Origin of the sequence: Acetobacter nitrogenifigens DSM 23921 = NBRC 105050, from assembly GCF_000429165.1 — a bacterium.
Taxonomy (GTDB): domain Bacteria; phylum Pseudomonadota; class Alphaproteobacteria; order Acetobacterales; family Acetobacteraceae; genus Acetobacter; species Acetobacter nitrogenifigens.
In genome coordinates this window covers 112211-137345 of the sequence record NZ_AUBI01000001.1, presented here as the reverse complement: position 1 = coordinate 137345, position 25135 = coordinate 112211, and the positions used below count along the sequence as shown (strand labels likewise).

General features: G+C 60.2%; 19 protein-coding genes and 1 riboswitch. Of the genes, 10 read left to right on the top strand and 9 right to left on the bottom strand.

All coding sequences use genetic code 11. From position 1 onward, the window contains the following. Positions 1–50: 50 nt before the first annotated feature. From G442_RS0100655 to G442_RS0100645, 3 genes are all read left to right on the top strand, one after another. Positions 51–428 (top strand): hypothetical protein, encoded by a 378-nt coding sequence (locus G442_RS0100655; protein WP_026396428.1) that lies wholly within the window; start codon positions 51–53, stop codon positions 426–428. 284 nt (positions 429–712) lie between these two features. Then, positions 713–1495 (top strand): hypothetical protein, encoded by a 783-nt coding sequence (locus G442_RS0100650; protein WP_146882063.1) that lies wholly within the window; start codon positions 713–715, stop codon positions 1493–1495. Positions 1496–1717: 222 nt separating this feature from the next. Next, positions 1718–2629 carry an SPFH domain-containing protein gene (locus tag G442_RS0100645; RefSeq protein WP_146882061.1) on the top strand — a complete coding sequence of 304 codons (912 nt, stop codon included), beginning with the start codon at positions 1718–1720 and terminating at the stop codon, positions 2627–2629. Between the two features lie 48 nt (positions 2630–2677). Here the strand turns inward: G442_RS0100645 and G442_RS0100640 are convergent, their stop codons facing one another. After that, positions 2678–3022: a hypothetical protein gene (locus tag G442_RS0100640; RefSeq protein ID WP_026396425.1), complete on the bottom strand. Its 345-nt coding sequence runs from the start codon at positions 3020–3022 to the stop codon at positions 2678–2680. Positions 3023–3045: 23 nt separating this feature from the next. Between G442_RS0100640 and G442_RS0100635 the strand changes: the two genes are divergently transcribed. The 3 genes from G442_RS0100635 (at position 3046) to der (ending at position 7054) form a co-directional block, all read left to right on the top strand. Beyond that, the gene (locus G442_RS0100635) at positions 3046–3975 is read left to right on the top strand and encodes a hypothetical protein (protein WP_246789275.1); all 930 of its coding nucleotides are present in this window, start codon (positions 3046–3048) and stop codon (positions 3973–3975) included. Between the two features lie 72 nt (positions 3976–4047). Then, positions 4048–5451 carry an outer membrane protein assembly factor BamB family protein gene (locus G442_RS0100630; RefSeq protein ID WP_026396423.1) on the top strand — a complete coding sequence of 468 codons (1404 nt, stop codon included), beginning with the start codon at positions 4048–4050 and terminating at the stop codon, positions 5449–5451. Beyond that, a complete protein-coding gene (gene der, locus G442_RS0100625) occupies positions 5444–7054 on the top strand; it encodes a ribosome biogenesis GTPase Der (RefSeq protein WP_026396422.1) in 1611 nt (536 codons plus the stop codon). The genes G442_RS0100630 and der overlap by 8 nt, the downstream gene beginning before the upstream one ends. A 223-nt stretch (positions 7055–7277) precedes the next feature. Here the strand turns inward: der and G442_RS20200 are convergent, their stop codons facing one another. Continuing rightward, positions 7278–8588 (bottom strand): serine hydrolase domain-containing protein, encoded by a 1311-nt coding sequence (locus G442_RS20200; RefSeq protein WP_211229106.1) that lies wholly within the window; start codon positions 8586–8588, stop codon positions 7278–7280. A 2-nt stretch (positions 8589–8590) separates the two neighbouring features. Further along, positions 8591–11017: a TonB-dependent receptor gene (locus G442_RS0100615; protein WP_026396421.1), complete on the bottom strand. Its 2427-nt coding sequence runs from the start codon at positions 11015–11017 to the stop codon at positions 8591–8593. 360 nt (positions 11018–11377) lie between these two features. Between G442_RS0100615 and G442_RS0100610 the strand changes: the two genes are divergently transcribed. Genes G442_RS0100610 through G442_RS0100600 form a run of 3 tightly spaced genes read left to right on the top strand, consistent with a single transcriptional unit; the run spans position 11378 to position 14217 of the window. Next, a complete protein-coding gene (locus G442_RS0100610; RefSeq protein ID WP_026396420.1) occupies positions 11378–12310 on the top strand; it encodes an N-acetylmuramic acid 6-phosphate etherase in 933 nt (310 codons plus the stop codon). Between the two features lie 18 nt (positions 12311–12328). Then, positions 12329–13075, top strand: a complete 747-nt coding sequence (locus G442_RS0100605; protein WP_051291847.1) for a GntR family transcriptional regulator — start codon at positions 12329–12331, stop codon at positions 13073–13075. After that, a complete protein-coding gene (locus G442_RS0100600) occupies positions 13072–14217 on the top strand; it encodes an anhydro-N-acetylmuramic acid kinase (protein WP_026396418.1) in 1146 nt (381 codons plus the stop codon). The genes G442_RS0100605 and G442_RS0100600 overlap by 4 nt, the downstream gene beginning before the upstream one ends. Positions 14218–14593: 376 nt before the next feature. On the opposite strand, the gene G442_RS0100595 is transcribed toward G442_RS0100600, so the two are convergent. The 3 genes from G442_RS0100595 to G442_RS0100585 are packed head-to-tail and all read right to left on the bottom strand — an operon-like array spanning position 14594 to position 18525. Beyond that, positions 14594–15859 (bottom strand): cytosine permease, encoded by a 1266-nt coding sequence (locus tag G442_RS0100595; RefSeq protein ID WP_246789274.1) that lies wholly within the window; start codon positions 15857–15859, stop codon positions 14594–14596. 19 nt (positions 15860–15878) lie between these two features. After that, positions 15879–16985: a DUF917 domain-containing protein gene (locus tag G442_RS0100590; RefSeq protein WP_035376037.1), complete on the bottom strand. Its 1107-nt coding sequence runs from the start codon at positions 16983–16985 to the stop codon at positions 15879–15881. Next, positions 16972–18525, bottom strand: coding sequence for a hydantoinase/oxoprolinase N-terminal domain-containing protein (locus G442_RS0100585; RefSeq protein ID WP_026396415.1), 1554 nt, complete (start codon positions 18523–18525; stop codon positions 16972–16974). Before G442_RS0100585 ends, G442_RS0100590 begins: the two co-directional genes overlap by 14 nt. 238 nt (positions 18526–18763) lie before the next feature. Next, positions 18764–18840: riboswitch (Fluoride riboswitch) on the top strand. A gap of 230 nt (positions 18841–19070) precedes the next feature. On the opposite strand from G442_RS0100585, the gene crcB reads away from it, so the two are divergent. Beyond that, a complete protein-coding gene (gene crcB / locus G442_RS0100575; protein WP_146882108.1) occupies positions 19071–19478 on the top strand; it encodes a fluoride efflux transporter CrcB in 408 nt (135 codons plus the stop codon). 810 nt (positions 19479–20288) lie between these two features. Here the strand turns inward: crcB and rsmA are convergent. The 3 genes from rsmA to G442_RS0100560 form a co-directional block, all read right to left on the bottom strand. Further along, entirely contained in the window at positions 20289–21113 is an 825-nt protein-coding gene (gene rsmA / locus G442_RS0100570; RefSeq protein WP_026396412.1) for a 16S rRNA (adenine(1518)-N(6)/adenine(1519)-N(6))-dimethyltransferase RsmA, read from the bottom strand. 52 nt (positions 21114–21165) lie between these two features. Then, positions 21166–22593, bottom strand: a complete 1428-nt coding sequence (locus G442_RS0100565; RefSeq protein ID WP_026396411.1) for a peptidylprolyl isomerase — start codon at positions 22591–22593, stop codon at positions 21166–21168. Between the two features lie 164 nt (positions 22594–22757). Then, positions 22758–25058, bottom strand: a complete 2301-nt coding sequence (locus G442_RS0100560) for an LPS-assembly protein LptD (RefSeq protein WP_371863391.1) — start codon at positions 25056–25058, stop codon at positions 22758–22760. Between the last annotated feature and the right edge of the window lie 77 nt (positions 25059–25135).

Below are 25135 nucleotides of genomic sequence, written 5' to 3'. Positions count from 1 at the left end.
AGGACAAGCGCATAGTGCAATTTGACCGGCGCGCGCCGGAAGGAACCCTGATGATAGTCCGCCCAGTCTTCGTTGCTCTCGCTCTCGTCGCATCGCTTGCGGTCTCGAACGCCGCGCGCGCTGATGACGCATGGACCGCATCGGGCTGCGGGTCCGAGCCTTCTGCTCCTTCGGTCGACGGGTCCAGCGTCGATCGTTACAACGCCAGCATCGACCGGGTCAGCGCCTACGAGAAGGCGGCGCGCACCTACAACAGTTGTGTCTCCAAGCAGGCTAACCACGATGAGACAGTTGTCAGCAACGAGGCTCGTGACAAGATCGCCCACATTCATGAGGGTAGCGTCGCAGTCCAGAAGCGCATAGCCGCGAATTTCACGAAGATGACGGCGCAACTCAAGGCCGCCGGCGGGAAATTCGGCGGTCACTAAAGGCGTGTGATGGATTTTACCGGGTGGAGTGATCGGCTCTCCCCGTGAAATCTTGAACCGGCCAGACGGCTCTAATATGCATGATCGACCTGATCGGACCCGCGATTGCGCAGTTTCGGGGCGCTCGCGCATGGCGGTATCCAGGATCGCCTGCCTGGAGGCTAAGTTGAGCTCTTTCAAGCAAGTCAGTGTTTAGAGAGTTTTAATGACGTTCAGGCAGATTCAAACACCAATTTACCACCCGGAATTGGTGTCTTTTGCATATGGAAACGGCGAGCACTCTCGTGGACAGCTTTCTGTCCGACGACGTTCCAGAGCTGCGTCCTCGTGCATTCGATAATATTAGAAGTCTGTATTACTGCCAGACGCCCGTTTATGTGCCGTCTTTCAACAATCCGACCTATGTGGTCAAAATGCTTCGGCAGCTCTTTCGCTATCGATTTAACAATATAACGATCGTCGATAGCGGTTCAAACTACAGCAAGATGAAGGATGTCCTTGGGAAGCTGGACTCCGACTGCGTTTGTAATGTTGTCAGGTTATCCCGAAATATGGGGCCGCGCCATATCGTCAAATCCTGCGAATTTTATGATTCGCTTCCAGAGTTATTCTGTCTGACGGATCCGGATATCGCTTTCAACGAAAATTTGCCCGTGGATTTCATGCGACAGCTGACGGACCTTACCGACTACTTCAAAATAGGGAAAGCCGGTTTTGCGTTGTCCCTGAAACATCGCAGCCGCATGAAGCACGACAAATACCTTAATTCCAAACAGATGGGACCTACCCATATATGGGAATGGGAAAGTCAGTTCTGGCGCTATAAACTCGGCCGTCTGCCGGACGGCAGCGAAGTGTTCGACGCGCCTATAGATACAACCTTCGCCTTATATAACAAAAAATATTTTAAACCCGATCGATTTTTCGACGCCGTCCGTGTCTCGGGCAATTTTGAGAGCGAACACACGCCCTGGTATCAGGGCAGCGTCCTTCCTGCCGAAGAGGAGAGGGTCTATCAGCGGACGGGAAAGTTTTCGAATTACCGTCCTGCCAGCGTACAGGTCTGAAGCCTGCGCCGTTTCGTGACCGTGCGCCATGTTTGCTTTCCAATTTGGACTGGAATCATTTTCCCCGCTCCGGATGCGTTGAGATAAACGACGCTTCTGCGAAGCTCCCCGTGCTCAAAAGAGGCAAAGATAAATTATGTCTGTTTTTCTTCTTGGTTCTCTGCGTAAACTATAGAAAAATGAAATGAAGATGTGGCGAAAACGCCAAAGCTGGAGATTGTTATGACTAGCGGCGACTTGCAGGGATCAAGTGTTTCGATGTTGTTTTTCATCGCTGTACTGGCTGTGGCGTTAGTCTTCATAGTAAGAAGATTTCGTGTCGTTCCAGGGCGTCATGCCTTTGTTATCGAACGGCTGGGCGTCCCTCAGGATCGTCCGTTGCGCAGTGGTCTGCATTTCATCTGGCCGCTGTGCACGATCGCACGGCAGGTTTCTCTGATGCAGAGTCAGGTCGAAAAAATTTCCGACGTGAAAACGCGCGATGACGCTTTCATCCGTATTCAATGGGTGCTGCGGTATGCAGTTAACGACACGCCGGAAGGCATCATGGCCTACGCCTACAAGGTCGAGGAGCCGGTAAAGCGTCTCGTGTTCAAGGTCGAGAACGAAATAAGACAAATCATTTCTGGGATGACCATGGACGAGCTCTATCGTCAGCGTGACACCATCGCCGAGCAGGTCATGAGCGATCAGGAGGACGACGCGCAGGAAAGTGGGGTGAAAATTCACGGCGTGACGATTGAGCAGCCGATGCCGCCGGAACAGGTTCAGGTAGCGATGAACAACAAGCTGGCGGCGATCGCACGCAAGGAGGCCGCGGAAGCTGAGGCGGAAGCAGAGCGGGTCAGGCGCGTTGGAATCGCTCGCGCGGAGGCAGAGAGCAAGAGGCTTCAGGGCGAAGGAATCGCCAACGAGCGCAAGGCCATAGCTGAAGGTTTCAGGGACGCCATGCAGAAGCTTCAGGAAGGACTGCCGGAGGCCAGTAGTCAGGAAATTCTGGCGTTGCTGCTGAGCGTCAATGAAAATGACATGGTGACGACGGCGAGTCAGACCGGCAAGGCAACCGTTATTTTTGTGCCGCGGTCCATGGACTACGCCACTGCGCAAGCGGCGATGAGGGAAGTGCGTAATTAAGGTTCAGAGAGCGTTCGCGCGATATCAATCCTGAGCGTTAGCGACGTGTCAGTATGGGTTCTGCGTTGACGGCGGCGCGTTGCCATACGCCATGTTAAGTCGCGCCGCGTTCTGTTCCGGGGTGAGGCCGGTTGGCCCCTGAGACACCTGTCGCGCGACGTTCGGCATCAAATCCGGGCGGCTCCAGCAGTCGACGCCGCTCCACCCCTGGGTGCAATAGGGTTGGGGCGGGGGCGGTGTTTCGGCCGGGGAGCACCAGCCTGTCCCTTTCGCAAGTTCGGAGACGCTGCAGTCGCGCCCCATCGCGAAGCTCCCGATCTGCACCGGCGAGCAGGCGGCGACGAGTGCGGGGAGCGATGTGACGAAGAGCGCAAGGCGGAGCGTTCTGAACATGGACGCCATCATGACCGAAGGTAATGAACAAAGACTTATCGTCGCGCGCTTCAGTGACCGACGCCGTTGGCGGTTTCGCCTGTTTGCTCGGCTCGCGCGACGCCGCTATTGTTCGGGACGCGCGGCTCAGCAGGTCTCAATGTCCGGCCCCCGGACTGAAGCGTCTTCGCGTAAGGCGTGAAGGCGCATCGGTAAGCACGGTCGGTCGCTGCGTGTTAATAAACAGGCGTGCGAAGCGCCTGACGGAAAGGAACGAAGGTTCGGTGGCGGACGAGATTTTCAGGGAAGTGGATGACGAGCTTCGCGCCGAGCGCCTGCGTAACGCCGCGCGGCGTTACGCAGGGGTCGGCATTGGCGCAGTCGTGCTCGTCGGCATCGCGGCCGGGGCGTGGGAATACCACGTGTCTCGCGCCAATCAGGCCGCTGCCGCCAGTTCGGCGACCTACCTTCAGGCGCTGCGGGACGTGAGCCCGGCCGCCGGGCCGAGCAGCGCGAGTACGCCACTCACCGACGTGCAGAAAAAGGCGCTGGCCCAACTGGAAACGGTCGCCAAAGGTTCTCCGGCAGGTCTGGCCACGTTGGCGAAATTTCAGGTCGCGGCGACCAACGCGTCGCACGGGCAACTCCCGGACGCCTTGACGGTCTGGAATGCTATCTCGCAGGACCAGTCCGTGTCGCCGACGCTACGGGATCTGGCGGCGTTATACTGGTGCCAGTGGCAGGTCGATTCGGGCGATGAGGCGGCGATCCGGTCGCGGCTGTCCTTGCTGACCGGTAAGGGCAAGCCCTTCGCGTCGCTTGCGAACGAAGTGCTTGCCACGCTCGATCTGCGCACCGGGAAGCTCGATGACGCTCGCAAACTGCTCTCTTCACTGGCGCAGGATGTGCAAGCCCCGGAAGGCGTCCGGATGCGTGCGAACACTGTGATGCAGACCCTTAACCAGCCCGGATAAGCCCTTTCGGCTCCTTTCCCAGCGTTTGATCGAGATCAGCCCGCCGTGCTTCAGCAAAACGACGAGACCCCGATGACCCTTTCCGCCGTCCGGAGGCCCCGGAGCGGTGGTCGCCGCCGCTTTCTTCGCCAGATGCTGGCGACTGTGGCGGCGCCAGCGCTTGCCGGGTGCAGTCTCTTCGATGACGATGAGAAACCCATCCTCGCAGGCCACCGCACGAACGTTCTGAACACGCGCAACGGTCTGGTCGTGACGAAGAACGACGGAACTCTGACGCCGATCTCCATCCCGGCGACGACATCCGTCACGGAATGGCCAATCGCGGGACGCATCCCCAGCCACATCTCGGCCAACTATGCCTGGGGTGGTCTGCACAAGCGCTGGTCGCAATCGATCGGCCACGGCAACTCCGAGCCCGACTTCCTGGCGTTTGCGGCGCTTGGTTCGTCGGGACGCGGCGTCATTCAGGCGCAACCGGTTCTTCATGAGGGACGGCTGTTCACCGTAGACGCCGTCGGCGAAGTGCGGGCCTACTCCTGGCCCGCGATGAAAGAGCTGTGGCATTTGAACGCCAAGCCCCGTTCGGTGAAGTCGAGCAATCTCGGCGGCGGTCTTGGGGCGTCCGGGAACACGCTCTACATCGTTGATGGCGTGTCGCAGACTGTGGCGGTCGACACCGCGACGGGGAACGTGAAATGGCGCATGACCGCCGGGACGCCCGGTCGATCTGCCCCAACCATAGCGAACGGCCGCGTCTTTTTCGGCACGATAGACGAAAAGCTCTATGCGCTCGATGCGAACACCGGGCACGAGCTGTGGTCCTACAGCGCCAGTCAGGCGGACACGGTCATGTTCGGGCAGCCTGCGCCAACGGTTGTCGACGGAATCGTGTTGTGCGGCTTCGGATCCGGCGACCTCGTCGCGCTGCGTGAGGAAAGCGGCGAGGTGGTGTGGAGCGACACGCTCGGCAGCGCCAACGGTCAGACTTCGGCGCTCGATTTCTCCTGCGTCCGCAGTATGCCGGTCGTTGTCGCAGGCACTGCCTACGCCATGAGCGTGGCGTCCGTTCTCGTGGCCATCGACATGCGTTCGGGACGTCGCCTTTGGGAGCGCGCGGTCGCCGGGCAAAGCCCCTTGTTGAGCGTGAACGACTGGCTCTTCCTGTTGAGCATGGACGAGCAGGTGGCCTGCGTTGACCGGCAGACTGGGCAGGTGCGCTGGATTACGCAGCTCCGTCGGTATCGCCGTGTGGACGCGAGCAAGGACGGCGTCGTATGGACGGGGCCCGTTTTGGCGGGCGGTAAGTTGGTTTGCGTCAGCACGTTGCCTGAAAACGGCATAGTGACGCTCGACCCGCTGACCGGAAAAATTCTGACCATCGACAAGCTTCCGAACGCAACGTCCGTTCAGCCGATCGTCGTCGATGGCCAGCTTCTTGTTCTCGATGACGTAGGTAACCTGACTTCTTATGGCTGAACGCAGAAAAACGCCGCGCGCTTCACGACCCGAGGCGCCCCTGCCTAAGGAGGGGCTGCCCACTGTCGTCATCGCCGGGCGCCCCAATGTCGGCAAATCCACGCTGTTCAATCGGCTTGTCGGGCGCCGTCAGGCTCTGGTGGCGGATCAGCCGGGCGTCACGCGCGACCGCAAGGAAGGCGAGGCGATGCTTCGCGGCCGCCTTGTGCGCCTGATCGACACTGCTGGACTGGAAGAGGCCGCGCCGGATACTCTGTACGGCAGAATGCGCGCGTCGTCTGAATCGGCTGTGCAGCAGGCGGATCTCGTACTGTTCTGTATCGACGCCCGCGCGGGGATCACGCCTGCGGACGCGCATTTCGCCTCCTGGCTGCGCAGACAGAACCGCAAAGTCATCCTGGTTGCCAATAAAGCTGAAGGACGCTCGGGCGCGGCCGCTGCGATGGAAGCGTTTTCGCTTGGTCTTGGCGATCCGCTCGCCCTGTCGGCTGAGCATGGCGACGGCATCGCCGATCTGATGGGGGAAATCGCGGAGAGTCTGCCTCCAATGGCGGAGGCCGAAGCTGCGGAGGCAGTCGAGCCAGTGAAAGGGTCCGCCCGGGCCCGCGCTCGCGCCGCACGTGAGGCGAAGGGGCAGCCGAAGACGTCGGTCCAGCCTGAACCGGAAGTCGAGGTCAATTTCGCGGATATCCTCGAAGGGTCGACGCAGGCGGACGCGGACGATCCAATGTTCGCCGAATTCGCCGAGCAGGCGGCGTTCGTCGAGGACGAGACAGCCGTTGCGGGCGTGCTCAAGATCGCTTTCGTTGGGCGCCCCAACGCCGGAAAATCAACGCTTTTGAACCGGGTGCTCGGTGAAGAGCGGATGATCACCGGCCCCGAGCCGGGGCTGACGCGCGATTCCATTGCAGTGATGGTCCGTGACGAGCACGGGGAAGTGCAGATCGTCGACACGGCCGGTCTTCGTCGCAAGGCGCGGATTGATGAGCGGCTGGAGAAGATGTCGACGTCCGCCACCATCGAGGCCCTGAAAATGGCCGAGGTCGTGGTTCTGGTTATCGATGCGACCCTTGGCCTGCACGAGCAGGATCTGCAGATCGCGCGCCTGATCGAGCGCGAAGGACGTGGATGCGTGCTCGCGCTGAACAAGTGGGACGCGGTCGAGGATCGCGTCGCCACGCGCAAGGCGATCTACGATCGTCTGGAGATTTCGCTGACCCAAATGCGCGGGATCGAGGTTGTGTCGTTCTCCGCGACCACCGGAGCGGGTGTCAACAAGCTGCTGCCGGCCGTGCGTCGGACCGCCGAAATCTGGAACACCCGCGTTTCGACTGGCGAGCTAAATCGCTGGTTCGATAGCGCGCTTGAGCGTCATGCGCCGCCGCTGGTCAGCGGCCGTCGCCTGAAGCTGCGTTACATCACTCAGGTCAAAAGCCGTCCGCCGACGTTCCTGATCTTTGGAACGCGTGCCGAGCAGCTGCCTGACGATTATCGTCGCTATCTGGTCAACGGTTTGCGCGAGAGTTTCGGCCTGGACGGCGTGCCGATCCGATTGCAGTTGCGCGGCACGAAAAACCCCTATGCGGATGAGAACGAGCGATAGAAGCGGCTGATCTGGCGGCTCATCATCGTCGGATTAATCGAGCGCCCGCCCGGAGCTTTCACGGCTGTCTCTCTTTCAGAGGCGGCCCGCATTCCGGTTTGGGGTTCTTTTTGAAAAATACCCCCAAACGTCAGGTTTTGAAAAAGCGTTCCGTTGGGGAGTTTTTCTGACGCCGCACAAAAAGCAGTTCACACCATAGTCAGGTCGATCGGCTCCGGTCGCTTTAGTTCTTTGCGTTCGAAGCCAGAGATACAGCGTCGGCTACAACATGGTTCCACACCGGCGTCAAAACCGGGTAGGAGGCTCCGGGTTCGTCCGGACGGTGGAGCCGGTTGGTCAGAAGAATCACCGTCAAATCAAGGTCAGGCGCGATAGCAAAATTTCCGCCTGTGAAACCAGGATGGCCAAATAGTGGTGTGGAGACTCCTGGGATGGAAAGTCTGCGAAAGCCCAGGGCCTGTTTCTGGTCATAGGGGCTCTGTTCGAAACGGGAGACTGTCTCAGCCGAGGCTAACCGCCATGACCCGTAGCATCCGCCATTGAGAAGCGTCTGTGCGTAGCGGGCGACGTCCGTTGCTGTCGAAAACAGGCCCGCATGTCCGGCCACGCCGTTCCAGCTCAGCCAACTGTTGGCGTCGTTGGTTTCTCCGGAAAGAAAATTTGTTCGATATCCTGAGAAATTCTGAATATCCTCCGGCATGGCCAGAGGGTAAGGTTTGCCCGTTTGCGCCATTCGCTGCTGGTAGGCGTCGCCCTGGGATGTGGCCGCGATGCGTGAGCGCAACGTCGGAGAGGGGAGGTAGCCAGTGTCGGTCATTTCCAGTGGCTTGTAAATTTCGCGCGTCACGTAAGCGTTCAACGGCTCATTCACTGTTTTCGCGACTATACCGCCAAGAATCATAAAACCGAGATCGGAGTAGGACCAGCGTTCTCCGATGCCGTATCGGCGTGGTAAGCGCGCGAGAAACGGGAGAGCATTGCCAGCGGGGTGCTGGAACAGCCACGTCGGTTGCCACTCCCACAACCCGGCGCGGTGGGTAAGCAACTGCTGCAACGTGATGTCGGCTTTGTCCGTGCCAGCAAAAGCCGGAAGAAGGTCGCCAAGTTTGTCCGTCAGATGGAGACGCCCCTGATCCACCAGATGCATCAACGCAGCCGTGGTCGCGACGACTTTGGTCATGGACGCCAGATCGAATATTTCATCAGCGGCCATGGCGCGGGGCGCTCGTGCGGGTATGGCCTTTCCGTCGGGGTCGACCGTCAGATAGCTCGCGTCGCCAAACGCCTGCAGCCTGACGATGCGCCCATGATGAGCAACAAGGAGAACGGCCCCGGGATAGAGTCCCGCCGGAGCATGGCCAAGGCCTGCTTCGACGTCTGCATCCAGCCGAGAAAATGCGGCGACTTCGGCCGCAGGAGCGGAGGCCTTCAGAACGGGGCAGGCACCGTCAGCCCACGCTGATAAAGGCGTAAGCGTAAGCGCAGCAACGATTGCGGCTGCGGACGAAAAAGCTCGTGAAACGCGTTTTTTCAAATTCAGAATCCGGCAGTGACGGAGACAACCCCAGCGAAGCCTCCGCCGACATAATAGAGAGGCGTTTGCGCAGCGATAGAGGTCCCGTAGACGCCGCGCGTCGCCTTGGCGTTGCCAACCAGGCTCGAGGCGCCGGACAGGTAGCCACTGTTGCCAAGATTGATGAGGTTTAACTGGATCTGTGGGTGCTTGACGAAGCCAAGCGAGCGGAAGCGGTAGCCCATCGTCACCGCGCCGGTGATGTACGATGGAATTTTCTGATCATTCATGAACGTTGCGTATTGCGAACCGACATAATTGAGGCTGAAGTTCCCGAACAGAGCGCCGTCGTCATAGGAGAGGCCGATAGCGCCTGAGAAAGCCGGGGTATTCACCGCAGTCTTTCCTTTGGTCGGCAATAGATCCGTTCCAACTGACAGGTTGTTGTCGATTGTGGCGTGCAGGTATTGTCCAGACAGATAGGGGCTGAAATGCCGCCAGGGGCGCAGTCCTATCTCAAGCTCGGCGCCGCGCGAAGTCTGCCCGCCGGCGTTTATGGAGGCCGTCGTCGCGACGCCGCTCATATAGACGGTTGAGCTGAGCTGACGGTTCGTGAGATTGTAGTTGAACAGGGCCGCCGAAATATTGACAAGTCCGTAATGGCGAAACCCGATTTCCTCGCCGATGGAGTATTCGGGGGAAAGATTCGTAGCGCGGCTGTGGGCGATCTTGCCCGTACTGGTGCTGAAGTAATCAGCCATGGTCAAAATTGAAGACGGGGCGCGAAAGGCGGTAGAACCGTTGATGTAGATCTGGTCGTGTGGCGTGATCTTGTAGCTCATGGCGAATTGCGGGAGCGGTTCGGCGTAATTTACGGTTGTCTTGTAATTCGCACCGGGGACCAGCTGCGTAGACATGCGTGAGACCATGGCTTCCTTGAAACCCGCCTCGATCGTAAGGCGGTCGTTGAAGGCCTTGAAGACATCGTTGATATAGATGGCGTTCGTCTGCTGCACGAAGTTTATGTTGTATCGCGAAAGCGGAATTCCGGCGCTGGTGTAGATAGGATAATCGCCGATCATGGACGCGATATGTCCCTGATCATCCGCTTCCGCGTAGTACGAGTGCTCCTGCTGGGTGTAGTAGGAATACCAATATCCCAGAGTCAGTGTGTTGTGCTTGGTGGTCCAGTGAATTGCGGAGTTCAGGCCGCTATGACGTTCGTGAAATGTGTCGATAGCCGCAGCGACGATCGTGCTGGCGCTGGAACTGGTGACCAAGGGGCCGGTGTTCTGGTCGCCGACGTAGCTGCCTTGCGTCGACAATGTCGTGCCGCCGTTTCCATACCCCCAGAAATAGGTGAAGTAAGGCGTCACGTCAGCCGTCAGATTATCGGCGAGGCGAAAATGCGCGGGAGCGCCGAGGATGAGCGAGTTCCGCTGGTTTTCGTCAAAGCGATAATAAGATGAACCGCCGTTACGATAAGTGTAGGCGTAGTTTGCTTTCGTCCCCAATGACTTCCATTGAGCCAGCGTCGGCGTCTTCAGGTAATAGCCCGTAGGGCTGTTGTAAGACAGGACGAAGGAAGCGCGATTTCCGTCGCCCCACTCTTTCACAGCCTTGGCGTCGACATGATATCGTGTTCCTCGCCCGGGACCGCGCCAGTTATCGGCGCCTTCATAGGAGAAGGACGCGAAGCTGCGGATGCCTGTGTGCCCGATCTCGCCGGAATCAATCCGTATGAACTCTCGGTTGAGTGCGTAGGAACCGTAGGCGAGGTTGACGAGGCCGCCAAAGTGGGCGGCGGGGTCACGCAGGGTCTCGCTCAGTTGTCCCCCGACGGCGTTATAGAGTGGGGCGGAGATATCTGCGGAGCCTTGAGCGAGGTTGATTGCCTGTATGTTTTCGTTGTCGGCGGTCGTACCCGTGAAGATGAAGAAGTTCAGCGGATCAGCGGCCGGAATTCCTTCATAGGTGTATCCCAGTTCGAATTGGGTCAGACCGCGAACCGACAGGCTGACCTGTTGATCGCTTGTCCCCAGCGGATCGCCGCTGCCTGTGACGACGCCGGGAAGACTTGCGATCATATTGGTCGGGTTGCTGGTCGGACTTTGCTTTGCGATGAAATCGCGAGTCAGGCCGCTACGGGATTTTGGAGCCGTCTGCTCAGGCATGAGACCTCCGCCGGGCGTGGATCCCGTGACGCCGGTGGCTGTCTGCAACTCCGCATGAACGTTGACGGATTCCGCTGATGCCCGGCTGGCTTCCACGCCCGTTCCGGAGGGGGCGGCGGGCGCGGTGACTGGCGCCTTCGCTGCGGGCGCGTGACGCGATGTAGGTCGCGTATGACGGGTGGCGGGTTTCTTTGTGGTCGCGGCGTCCATTGTCCCGGCGCCGAGCGCCATCAGGGACACGGAGGCCAGCACCATCAATGTGCGGCGGTGCGTCATTTAAGGACTCCTGGAATGGAAGCGGCGCCATCTGACGGCAGGTAGGAATTCCCGCTTCGACAAAGCCAATATAATACTTGATGAGGCTCATGCAAGTCGTTTTGATAATGCATCGTCATGGAAATCGATAACAAAAAACAGATCAAATTGCCTCATCGGCGTGAGATCACATAACGTCCTCGATAATTGGTATGGAAAAGGTTTCTTTTCTGACGCATAAGCGGCTGTAACGGGCGTGGGACCTCTCAGCTGCTGGAGGAGCGCGCCGTCGCCCCGCCTTGCGACATGTGGCATGGTTCGTCCGGTAATTCGGCAATGGGCAGATGTCGTGAGCCGACTGTTCAGGCAAGGGAATACGATTTGTTGACTAACAACGACGCCAGAACACCTTCCGCGCTCGCGTCCGCCGACGCCGCGACGGAGCGCCGGGATGAGCGCTTCGCCGACATTGATCTCTGGTCGACCGGTTCAATCCTGTCGGCGCTGGGAGAGGCTCAGATGGCGGCAACGGCGGTCGCTTACGCCGCCGCGCCACAGATCGAGGCTGTCGTCGACGCGGCGCTGCCGGGCATGCGTAACGGCGGCAGACTCTTTTACGTCGGTGCCGGCACCTCGGGGAGGGTCGGGCTTCAGGACGGCGTTGAATTGACGCCCACGTTCGGATTGCCTCCCGAGCGTCTCGTGCTTCTGCTCGCTGGCGGTGCGAAGGCTCTGTTTGAAGCAGTCGAAGGCGCAGAGGACCGGGAAGATATCGGCCGGGCTGACGTACTTGAGCATGATCCGGGGCCGGACGATCTGGTGATCGGCGTGGCCGCGAGTGGCCGCACGCCGTATACGTGCTCCGCCGTTCGCGCTGCGCGTGAAAAGGGGGCGCTGACTGTTGGCGTGAGTTCCAGTCCGCAGGGAAAACTGCTGCAGGCTGCCGCCATGAGCATCGTGCTCTCGACTGGACCTGAAGTGATCTCCGGCTCGACCCGTCTTAAGGCGGGGACGGCGCAGAAAGCGGCGCTGAACATGCTCTCCACGGCGCTGATGATTCGGCTGGGTCACGCCTATCGCGGGCAGATGGTCGATATGCGCATCGTCAACGCAAAGCTGCGTGTCCGCGCGATCGCCATGGTGCGCCGTCTTGCCGGCGGGACAGACGCAGAAATCGAGGCGGCCTTGGCTGCGTCGGGCGACAATGTGAAGCGCGCGGTGATGATCCGCAAAGGTATCCCTGTCGCGGAAATCACGGCGCGTCTTGAAAAAGCGGGCGGCGATTTGCGTCGTGCGCTTGGCGAGAGGGCGTAGGAGCATATCGTGGACGCGATGACGCTGGCCGCAGCACTGACGCCCGATCCGGACGACAGCAAGCCGCTCTACATTCAGGTCAACGATCGCTTGCGCGCCCTGATCGACCGGGGCGCGCTTCGGCGTGGCGACGCAATTCCGGCGGAGCGCGATCTGGCGGAAATGATTGGCGTCTCTCGCGTGACCGTGCGCAAGGCGTTCGTCGAACTGGTCGAATCTGGCGTCCTGCTCCAGAAAAAGGGCGCAGGGACTTTCGTCGCGGGACGGATAGAGCAACCGTTGTCACGCTTGCTGGGTTTTTCGGAGGATATGCGTGCTCGCGGGTTCGAGCCCGGATCTGTCTGGTTGCGAAGGGAGGAGAGCGTCGCCAGCCCTGATGAGGCCATGGCTTTGGGCATTGCGCCCCACGCGCCGGTGCTGCGTCTGAAGCGGATCAGGATGGCGAACGGTCAGCCAATGGCGATCGAGACCGCCGTCATGTCGGCGCAATTTGGATTGAAGCCGCAGGATATTGGGGAATCTCTTTATGACGCCGTTCGCAAGCGTGATCTTCTTCCGGTTCGCGCCTTGCAGAGAATACGCGCCCGGATAGGCGCGGTCTCCGAGATCGAATTGCTGCATCTTGAGAAGGCGTCGGCAGTTCTGGCGATAGAGCGACGTTCTTTTCTGGCGGACGGTCGAGTTCTTGAGGTGACGTTCTCCTGTTATCGCGCGGATCTTTATGATTTCGTCGTGGAATTGCGCGGAGGCGGCGAGGGAAGATGAGCGCCATGCTGACAACCATCGGTCTCATGAGCGGAACGTCTCTGGACGGAGTTGACGCCGCGATCATCGAGACTGACGGGGAGCGCGTTTTCTCGCACGGCGCGCGGCTGAGCCTGCCCTATACGCTGGAACTGCGTCAGCGTGCGCGGGCGTTGCTGGACCGCGCGGCGGACCTGGCGCTCGATGACGCCGAGGTGCTGGCTGTGGAGCGTGAGATCACGTTGCGGCATGCGGAAGCCGTCAACGCTCTTCTCGCGGATGCGCCGCATGTCGATGTGATCGGGTTTCACGGGCAGACGATCCTGCATGCACCTGCCGAACGGCGGACATGGCAGATCGGAGACGCGGCGTTGCTGTCCTCCGAAACCGGTCTTCCTGTCGTTCACGATTTCCGAAGCGCGGACGTGGCGGCCGGAGGGCAGGGCGCGCCGCTGGCGCCGTGGTATCATGCCGCGCTGATCCATGGCGGGGAACGCCCCGTCGCAATCCTCAATATCGGCGGCGTGGCGAATCTGACATTCATTGATGCGGACGGGTCCGTTCATGCCTGCGACACGGGGCCGGGAAATGCGCTGCTCGACGACTGGGCGTTTCGCCATACGGGCGTCGCGTGCGACGTCGACGGCGCGCTGGCGGCGGCTGGGACGCCGAGGCGGGACATTCTGGAACGCCTTTTGTCAGACCCGTATTTTTCTCTCCCCCCCCCAAAGTCTCTGGATAGGTTGAGTTTCGTTACGGCTCTTGAGGCGGTGCGGGATTGCTCGCCGGAAGACGGCGCAGCGACGCTGGCGGCGTTCACTGTGGAGGCCATACGCCGCGCGCCGCTGCCGAATCAGCCGCTGGCCTGGTACGTTTGCGGAGGCGGGCGGCACAACCCCGTTCTGATGGAGAGTCTGCGCCTGTCGCTACAGGGAGCGGTGCGACCGGTCGAAGATCTTGGCTGGGATGGCGATGCGCTTGAAGCCGAGTGTTTTGGTTTTCTGGCGGTACGGTCGTTGCGGAGGTTGCCTCTGTCGGCGCCTAGCGTGACGGGCGCGCCCGCGCCAATCAGCGGCGGGCGGTTGACGTGCGCCGGGCTTACGCCAATTCCGAAATGGATCGGCGAAGGTCTCAGGCCAAGCGGGATTCACGGCATCTCGTGACGGTTCCTCGCTGAGGCGATAACGCGGCTTTATGGGTCTTTGTAAACCGCTGCGCGATCATGAAAAGGCTTTGTTCCTTGAGCCTGTTTGGAGATGTATGCTGGTAGCGGGAGCGGTCCGCGCTGGAGCTTCCTCACCCCTGTATTTCCAGGCCGGTATCTTATGACGCTGTGATATGCGACGAGCTTTCGTTTGGCTCGGCAGCGTTCACAGTCTGTATGTGAAACGCGGTTATCTCAGTGTGACTGTTCGAGCAAACGTCGGACTGTTTTTCAAAGCCTTGGTTTTTCTGTGGGACGGGGTGTTATTATCCGCGTCGAAGTGACCACAGGCTGGTTTGGAAAGATATATTCAAGGAAATCACCCTTCGAATTTACTACTGACCTGCCGGATCGGTCTGCTTTTTTCCAACTCGGCACAGCGCGGCTTGTGTGAGGACGGACGCAAGCAACGCGTCGCACGCTGCAACATGTGTCACGGTGATGATCTGCTGCATCGCCAGGACTCCGGACAGCATTCCGACGGCCCATGACGCGAACGGCGCCCAACCGGGAGGTCTGAGGGATGGGCTGGCAAGATAGAAATCGGCGACGATCACGCCAGACACCGGCATGAACGCGATCGAAAGATATGTCAGAAATTCGACGAAATGTTCGGCGAGGCCAGCAAACGCGGCGGCAGTCCCGACCACGCCGCCGATGATCGTCAACACCGCATGGTTCGCCCGCAGGGGGCGTAACGTCGAAACACTGAGCGCCATGCTGTAAAGGTTCAGGGCGTTGATGGTCCATGTGCCCCCGAACACCAGCAGAAATGCAGCGGCTCCCATCCCGAGAGCGCGCATCGCCGCCAAAGCGTCGCCTTCAGGGACGGCGAGGCCCGCGAACCCGCCGGCAAGCATCACGAACGACGCGGACAGCAGATAGGCGCAGACGCTGACGGCGACGACTTCAGCAGGGCGCCGCAGGAAGCGACAAAAATCTGGCATCGTCACGGCGCCGACCACGACGCCGCCGACAACCACAGTGATAACCTCCCCGGCCGACAGAGCGTGGCCGAGAATCCGCCGCCCGGCCTCTCCAGCCGTCGTGACGCCGAATGCGCGGGCGAAAAGCTCCATGACGATCAGCGTCATGAGCGGCGTCATCCACAGCGAAAGCCGGTCTATGGCGCGCAGGCCAAGCGCCGTCGTCGCAGTCATCAGCGCGCCGGCGCCCAGTTCAAGCGGCCAGATGGCCCCGTGATAACCGACCAGAACCGCAAGCAGAGCGCGGGCGGCGTCGGCGAACAATTCGATGTTGACCCCGAACCATCCGACCAGCGACAGCGCGAAGAGCGCGTTGAGGCACGCCGCGCCGTGCTCTCCGAAGGCCCGGTTGGCCAGCATGTAGGAACTCAGCCGCGTGCGGCTGCCGATCACGCCCATCAGGGTGGCGATAATCGTCAGGACCACGCCGCCGCCCGCCAGCCCAAGGTAGAAGTTCGTCGGTGTGGCGGCGCGCGCCAGGTCGACGCCGGTAAGGATCGTCGGAAAGGAGACGCTGGAGGCCGATAGGATCAGCGCGACCCGCCCCCATGGCCGGGCGGCTTCGTCCGGGGCCGGTTGCATCTGGAACTCGCTGTCGCTCTGGAAGGCTGACATGTCCGTGGCGCCATCGGGCCTAGAGTCGGTGAGCGTCAAAGTCGATGCCGGGGTATCCGAATGCGGCAGGCCCCATGATCTTCAGCGCCTCGGGCGTTTTGAGCAACGCATGGGCGGGCATGCCGATAATCGCGATGGAAAGACCGTATTTGACCAGTTCCGTCGTGATCGGCTCGCCCGTTTCCCGCTCGACCAGCATGATCAGGTCAGGCACGCAGACGCGAACAGCGCCGTCGATCCAAAGAACCAGATTTTCGTTCTGGATCGCTACGTCTGCGGTGGAGCCGTTGTACTCTGCATCGCCCTGAACCTGCACGGACCCGACGGAAAAACCGCCCTTCAATTCCCGGGTGACGCCGGTCACCTTGCCGGTGAAGAGCAGCGTGGCGTCAGCGGCGAGCAGCAGCCGGTCCAGTACGTCCGCATGCGTGCGGCGCGCGTCGAGAATGGCGCGACCGATCGATAGCGCCTGCGTGACCGTGCCCGGCAACGCTGCACGGCGTATGAAACCCATCGACATCGGCGCGGTGCACATGCCCGCGCCGCCGCCCATCTGCACGGTGACCGCGCGAGCCAGCGCCTCCAGACGGTGCATCGTGTCGACGGGGTCGAATGTGACCACGTTGCCCTTGTCGTCCGCGACGGCCGCCGGTGAGCATTCCTGCCCATAGACGAAGAAAGTCGTCATCTGGACTTCAGGGAATGCGCGTCCCATCCCGTCGCCGTCGAGCACGGGCAAGCCCGCCTGCGCGGCCGTGGCGATCGGCTCTATGCCGTTCGATCCGCCGATTTCTTCGGAGATCAGGGCCGACGCGGTTTTGCCCGTGCGCGCTTCTATCGCCCGCATGGCGCGGAGACATTCGTCGCCGCGTTTGATCTTTTCCACGCCGACGACCGGCGCGCCGATGCCGCCGAGCGCATAGACCCAGGCTTCGTCGTCCAGCGCCTCGAACGGAATGACGCGGACCTGTGCGCCCTGACGCAGCAGTTCCCGTGCGCGCAGCATGCCGAGATAGGGATTGCCGCCGCCGCCAGTGCCGAGAATGGCGCAACCGAGCGCGAGCGGCAGCAGGTCGGGTTCTTCGACCAGAAAACCGGCGTCGGAGCGTAAATCAGGCTTTGACATGGAGATCACCGATTACCTTGACGCGTATGCGCGTTGCGTTTCCTGGAAGATATGCGAGGGGAATTTCCTCGATCTCCGCAATGTCGAGGGTCGCCGCGTCCGCGCCGGCCGCAATGGCCGTCCGGCTTGCGCTCTCCTTCGCGTCAGCCAACGCATCGGCGCGCGTTTGTGCTGCGAGGGAATAGACCTTGTCCACTTCCCCGGAAACCTGCGCGATGGCGGCGCCAACGGCGTTCGCGACCCCGAAATGCGAAGGTTTGAGCACAGGGAGCCCTGCGATGCGGTCCTGATCGACGAGGACGGAGCCGCCTCCGACGACGATGACCGGAATCTCCTCCGACGACAGCCGCGCCCGCTCGACGCAGGCCGTCAGAATACGCTCCATCTCCGCACGCGCTGCCTGCAGCAGATCGGCGGGCAGGGAAGTCAGACGCGCAGGATCGCCAAGCGCGACGGCCCCGGATGCAATCATGACATCTGTCGTGGTCAGCGTGTCGCCCCCGAAAGCCATGCCTTCAGTCGCGAGGCGATAGCCAACCGAGTCAGGTCCGACAGTTACGCCTTCCGTGCCCCGTCGTACGATCGACCCGCCACCCAGCCCGACGGAGAAAACGTCGGGCATGCGGAAGTTCGTGCGCACGCCGCCCACTTCTACGGCGATACCAGCCTGCCGTGGCAGGCCGCCGCGCAGTAATCCCGCGTCGCTGGTCGTGCCACCGATATCGACGACGATTGCGTCGGACACGCCCGACAGCCATGCCGCGCCGCGCATCGAGTTGGTGGGGCCGGATGCGAACGTCATCACGGGGAAACGCTCAGCGAAAGTCGCGTCCATCAACGTGCCATCGTTCTGCGTCAGATACATCGCTGCCCGCAGACCGCTTTGGCGCAGGGCGTCGCGGAATGCGTTCACGACCGTCGCAGACAGATCGCGCAGGCAGGCGTTCATGATCGTGGCGTTTTCGCGCTCAAGCAGCCCGACGCGACCGACCTCGTGAGATTTTGTTACATGAACGCCCGGAATTTCCTTACAGAGAATTTCCTCTGCCCGATCCTCCATCGTCGCGTTGATCGGAGAAAAGACCGATGATACGGCGACGGCGCGAATTTCCGTATCCTTGAGTTCACGAGCTACGGTTCGCAGCCCGGCCTCATCCAGAGGCGCGATCTCCCGCCCGTCGAATTCATATCCGCCGCCGAGCATGTAGGCGCGCCCATGAATGGCCGTCCGCAAGTCTGAAGGCCAGTCGGTCATCGGCGGCAGGCAAGCCGTCGCGGGCAATCCAAGACGGATTGCGGCAGTCGGAGCGAGGTCCTTGCGCTGCACAACGGCGTTGGTGAAATGCGTAGTGCCGATCATCACCACGTCCACCTGATCGGGAGAGACGCCGGAATCGTTCAGCAGGCGCGCCAGCGCTCCGCTAACTCCCGATATCACGTCCTGACTCGTGTAGACCTTGCAGGAAGCCCTGACGCCATCGCAATCGATCATGACCGCGTCAGTGTTCGTTCCTCCCACGTCCACGCCAATACGAATCATCGGGCACGTCCAGTCTGTTATCGAGGCGGAATGAGTACGGGGCGTCGTGCGGCTTTGTCAAACAGGAGAAGTTCGGGGGGGGTGAGATCTGCAACCATGGTTAATACGGCGTGCGTCGAGGTCTTGGCGACAGTTGCTACGACTTTCGCAGAGTGGGAGGGCTGTCCAAGGCAGTGCGTCGCCATTAGAGGGCTTGGCGCTGAAGCCGCTTGACATAGCGCCGTCCATTATCGTTTCAATGGCGGCAGGCGATGGAGTCCGCCTGCCGCCATTGAGCGAACCGCTTCACGAGAAGCTGATGACCCCTGTCTCGCGCCAGACGCATGACAGGAGAGGTTTGTCCGTCCCATGAGAAATATATTACCGAGGTTCGCGTCAGCGCGGTATCCGGCGATCCACTGTCGGCGGGCGCAGTTGTGGAACGAAATGTGCGTGCAGTCCGCTTTCTTGCTATGTTTTTATGGAAAGTGACTGATCTGCAGCTGAACGTCGCGCTTCGTGCGCGTATCTGACTCATCGCATATAATCTGGAAGAAGATCACGTGTTGTATCCGAACATAATTTCTACGCTCATTATCGCCGTCGCCGGAGCGATCGGCACATTGCTCCGCTATTGGGTTGGGTTGGCCATGCTCCGCTGGAGCCAGTCTCTGCCCTGGGGAACGATTATGATTAACGCGACTGGATCGTTCGCTATAGCTTTTTTCGGAGTTCTGACGACAGCATCTGGTCGTTTCCCGATCTCTGACACTGGCCGGCTTGCATTCATGATCGGAATCTGCGGGGGATATACGACTTTTTCTTCTTTCAGCCTCCAGACTCTGGAACTGCTTCGTAGTGGCGCCCCAGTGCGCGCGGTCCTGAATGTCGCGATTTCGATCACCTTGGGCATGATCGCGGTGACGGCTGGTTATTTGACGGCGCAGGCTATAAATCGGACGCAGACGTTCTGATCATCTAGCCGACAAGGGTGATTTTCGCGTTTCGCGCCGTGAAGTATCTCTTGAATTTTCAGAGTTATAAATCATGCCAAATGGGGTCCTATGCATGTGTGGGCGTCAGGTTTTTTTCAAAACAATGAACAATATTTCTTGCACAGGTTCGATCTTCCTCGAAATCTCTGCTTATTTCCGTCCTGTGTTGGCAGGACGCTCGAAGTTTTGGCCCGTCTATAACGGATCCGATCACATTACACCTGTGCCAAAACTGCCGTAGCTTCCGGTCCCGCCTGGATGTTTCCCCCACGTGGGGCCTGTAGCAGGCTCCTGACGAGGGCCACATGCAGCGCACGCTATGGCCAAAAGGACGAGAATGGTGACCTGCCGTAGCGTCATTGTAAATTGCCTTAAAATTAGAGTGGGTCGCGGGAAATATTCTTCCGTTACAGAGAGATGATACTGCGCGTCACGCTCGGCACGGAAATTTATCGCGCGGCGGCGGCGATTGAGCGATGTGGATTGTTATCAGAAAGCGGGAGACTCTACTCACAGTTGACGTTAGTGACCCGGAAAATTTTCTGTGGTCGCTGCTTCTGAAATGCTGTGCAGCCCAAAATCCAACCGGAGGCGGCTTCATCGCGGCGCATTCGGGAACGTCTCCGTGCCAAACCACGCGATCTGGCGCGTCTGTCATGCCAACGCCGCCGCCCACGCACAGTTGCACACGCCCCGTTTGCGGATGAGACTTCGATTGTAAGCCAGCATTTTTAAGTAAAACTATGGGGGTATCTAAGGAGCAGGAGTGACGCCTGTGGTTGACAGCGTCTATCGCTTCGCCAAAAGCGCCCGCGCCAGACGATCGAACTCTTCGACGCTCAGGGTTTCGGCGCGTCGTGTTCCCTCAATCTCCGCGGCCGAGAGAAGGTGTTCTCCGCCTACGCTCTTGAGAGATCCGCGCAACATTTTCCTCCGCTGTCCGAATGCGGCGGCCGTGACGCGCTCCATCGCGGAAAACAGTTCTGACGACGGTTGTTCCGGTCTGGGCGTTACGCTCACGACCGCCGACCAGACTTTTGGCGGAGGGGAGAATGCGCCAGGAGGGAGCCGCATTACCTGAGCGCAGTCCGCGCACCATTGCGAAATGACGGCGAGGCGGCCGTAATGCTCGCTATCCGGCGCCGCGCAGATACGTTCAGCGACTTCCAGCTGAAACATCAGGGTCAGTCGCTCCCACTGCGCCGCCTGACGGAGCCAACCGATCAGCAATGGCGTGGCGACGTTGTACGGGAGATTGGCGACGATATGGCGCGGGGCAGGACATAGCTCGGCGAGGTCCACAGCGGTTGCGTCTGCCTCGATCAGCCGAAGGCGGTCCGGCGCTTCTTCTGCGAGTTCGCTGATCACCGCCACAGCGCGGGTGTCGACCTCCACGGCCAGAACCGATGCGGCGTCGCTGTCGAGCAAAGCCCGGGTCAGGCCGCCGGGGCCGGGGCCGACCTCCACGACATGGCGTCCCTTGAGTGATCCTGCCAGCTGAGCGATACGCTCGGTGACGCCCGGATCAAGAAGGAAGTGCTGTCCAAGCGCCTTGCGGGCGTCGAGACCGTGGCGTTTGATGACCGACGCCAGCGGTTCGCGGGGCGAACTCACAAAACCGCCGCGTAAGAGCGCCCATGCGCAGAAGAAAATGGCATGATGGCTGTCAGGTCTTGGAGCGCATTTCGATAACCGCACGCCGGTGCAGATCGCGGTCCAACTGACGCGCGGTCTGCTCGACGCGCTCGTTCAGAAGCTGGTCCGCAATTTCGCTCGGCGTCTGGTCAGCGAAGTTTTTCGTCTGCTTGCTGCAGATCATAAGCAGGTCGATACCGTCTTCGGACACCAGAGGGCGCGTTGTCTTGCCAATAGGAAGTTCCGAGAGCACCTGACGCATCTGCGGATTGAGGCGTTCCAGTTGCAGTTCACCGGGATTGCTCGGTCGGACTTCGCCCAATTTTTTGTTCATCGCAGCAAGGTCGTCGCACGCATGGACGCTCTGACTGATCTGAACCGCCTGCTGTAGCGCGCGGCGCTGCTGATCGGTCGGCGCCTGTGGGTTAAGTTTCTCGGTGAAGGGTATGAACGCCTGCCGGACGTCAAGCAAGGTGCCGGGCTGGTGGCCGATGACGCGTTTGCCTTCGATGGTGGCGATCACGTAACCGCCTGCGACACGGATCGGGTTGGAGATAGCGCCTTCAGGCATCTGCCTGATCATCGCGACGACCTGCGGGTCCAGGCTGTCCTCCTGCACCCAGCCCATCGATCCGCCGTCGAGCGCGCTTTGCGCCTGCGAGAATTGCGCGGCGACGATGGGGAAAGGGGCGCCGTTACGGAGCTGCTGGATGATGGTTTCGGTGAATTTCAGCTCCGTCTCGGTGTGACGGGGATCTTCGACCGGCACGAAAATCTCGCTGATAAGGTACTCCGGGCGACCTTCCTGTTTGCGAAGAGCCTCGGTTCGTTCGGCGATGTCTTCCGACGTCATGCGCGCGCGGGAGCCCATCTCCTGCCGAAGAACCTGCGTCCAGCCGATCTGCACGCGTATCTGGTCGATCAGGGTGGTAAGAGATACGCCGTCTTTCTCCAGCCGATCGCGCAAGGCATGCTCTGGCATCCCGTTGCGTTTTTCGATGCCTGCGATGGCGGCGGCGATCTGCTCCGACGTGACGATGATGTGGCGATCGAGAATTTCCTGCGTGCGGAGACGTTCGTCGATCAACTGCCGTACGATCTGCGGACGAAGACGGTTCATCAGGTCTTCGCTGACCGGCAGGCCGGTGGATAGCGCAAACAGGCGTCCGCGATTGTCAACGTCCCGGCGGGTCAGGGGGGCGCCGTTGATGACGGCGATGATCGTGTCCTGTGTCTCCCCGTACACAACCTTGCTCTTGCCGGATTCCGCGCCCTGCACGGCGGCGGGGGCGTCCTGATCCGCTCCAGCGGCGGCAGGTGCGGCCTGTGCGCCATGGTGATGGCGTCCATGCGGCAGAGCCTGAGCGGCCGCCTCCGGCGCTGTCGCGAAGGGAGACGTCGCGCCCAGAACGGTCATGATGGCCAGGGCGGACCCTGTAACGGAAAGGCTCAGGCGCATGGAAGGTCGATCTCTCACCGTTTGGGCAGGGCGGATACTGTTCTAGCGGAGTAAGGGGGGGTTTTGAAGCGCTATGGTTGCGGCCTCTGTTGGAGGCCATGGTCGAAGCGCTGGAACGCTCGGCTCCGAGCGAAGGACTCAGCCGTTGAGCGAAGAAGGTCAAATCATTTCAGGCCAAAGGCGCCGATCGTCTTTAGCGTGAGCGTGAACAGGTAGGTCGAGTTTCGCTGCTGGCCGCCAATTGTCGTGTATTGCTTGAGGTAGAGGAAATCGAGGCCGAAACAGTCGTTCTGATAGCCAACAGAGGTTCCCAAAGACACGAAGTTTTTCCGAGAAATGGCTCGACGCGCGAAAGCTGATGCATGCCAGTTCGCCCAGTATGTCGACACGCCGCCGCTGAGCTCGTTGGTGCGCTGGAAATACACTGACGTCGGCGTCGAGTTCCGGAAATTGTTGACGTAGTAATAGTAGGGCGTGACCGGTTCCCACACATACCCGCCGTTGATCTGGAAATGCGGAATGGACAGGCCGAACAGGGCGTCGCCGAAGTCGATGTCCCCGTTTTTCGGGTTTACGCGTGCGCGGGCCGTAAAGTTGAAATATTGCGAAGGCTCGACGCGCGCGCGTGCGACTACGTCCGAAAGATGGTGATTCAGTCCTGAATAGGGCAGTCGATCATGCTCGACATGTTCCTGGAAGCTTTCGCCCACCAACAGATCAACCTGATGGCCGTTCCAGGTCCAGTTACCGTGCAAACCGATATTGGCTCGCGCGCCGCCGTCGATACGGTCAGTGCCCTGGTAACGGTTCAGTTCGAACAATGTTGAATCCGTGAACTCGTAATTCAGGCTGTCTTCGTTCGGCAGAAGGCGGGAGGCTCCATCTCCGGTGTTCGGCGCGTAAATCGCCTGAACGATGGGTTCGAAAATCTGCGTTCCACGTCCTTTGGAGAAGGTGCGCAGAAACGGCCAGTTCATTTTCAAGGCGACGGTCGGCACGACCTGCGCGCGTGTTACGGAGCCGCTGTACGTGTAGAAATTCGGACGTTCGTTCACTGATCGAGCGTGATACAGCATCGAATCGAGGCGTAGGGTCAGAAGGTATTTCTGTCCCCAGCTGTTCCGAAACGGGCGATCCCAGTTTAGCTGCAATTCGCCACGCTGGTCGCTGGTGCCATTCGAGCGATATATGTTGAAATCATGGGTGTTGACGCCCAGCCTGCCGCCAAGCGCGTCAGGCTGACCGAGGAAGCTGTATTCATAGGACGGCAGGATGAACGGAAGGTCGCTGTTGCTTATGACGCCCTGATTCAATCCCTGATAAAATTGCGTGTCGACGCGCGAATAGGCTCCGGTGCCAAATCCTTCCAGATAAGCGGTCGAATTCAAGGTGTCGGCGCCGTAACCCTGGATGCGGTAGTCGCGCATGTAGTTCGCTGAACTGGCGAGGTTAACGTTGAAGCCTCCCCGCCATGTCGGGGTGATGTTGGCGAGGCCGCGTGCGAACACATAGCCTTGTATGCCATGGTCATTGGTGGCGCCGACCGAGTTGCCGAACGTATTCACGTAGCCGCTTTGTTTATGCGTGTCGTATGCGACGCCGCCGAGGATCGTCAGCGAGCCGAAGTTTAGCCTGTTGCGGTACTGCGCGCTTATCTGCGGTCCAGTTTTTGTTGAGACCAGCCCCTGTATCGTCGCATCGGACTGATCGTCGATGACCCAGTAATAGGGAACGGTCAGATATGTTCCCAGATAGCGGTCGTGCGGCGTCAAGCCTGGGGTGAGAAAACCGCTGTGTCGTTTCGCCGAAGGGTCGGTCATTGAGAAGAACGGCAGATAGAAAACCGGGATACCCAGAATATCCATGTAAGCATCGCGGAAATTAATCTGCTGGTGCTCCAGATCCTGTGTCGCGTCGTATGCCCGAAGTTGCCAGAATGGCGGGCGGGTCCGGTCTTTGGCGCAGATTTCGCAGGCAGTGTAGACGGCGCGGGAGAGGTCGTTGATCTTCCCGCTTGTGCGGCGCATGCCGTTGGCGGCCAGTTTCGCGTTGTCCTGCATGATCGCGTTGACGTGGGTCATGACCCCTTCATGCATGTCGCCGGTAAGTTCGGCGTAACTCGAAAAAAGCACCGACCCGTCCGGCTGACTCGATGCGACGCTGCCGCTCGCCGCGATGATTCCGGTGTTTCGGTCATACGTCATCTTGTCGGCGCGCATGATTCGCTCGCCCTGCCAGACCTGTACGTTGCCGGTCCAGGTGATGACGCCTGCGTGGTCGTCGTAGCTGACCTTGTCCGCCTGAAAGGTGACCGGTTCGCCTGGATTGGTGGTGCGTCCGGTGTTGACGTGCAGGGGGGTGGCGCGGAACTGCGCATGGGCGGCGGATCCGGCGAAAGCTCCGAGCACGCCGAGAGCCCATGCGCCCGCAGGCAGCCTCAACCGGCGGGACAGATCGAAAGGAATAGCGTCTCCGTCTTTCACCCGACGCCTGCGCGCCCAACGAGGGGCGCGGCGCAATGACGTGACCGAATTAAACCGGG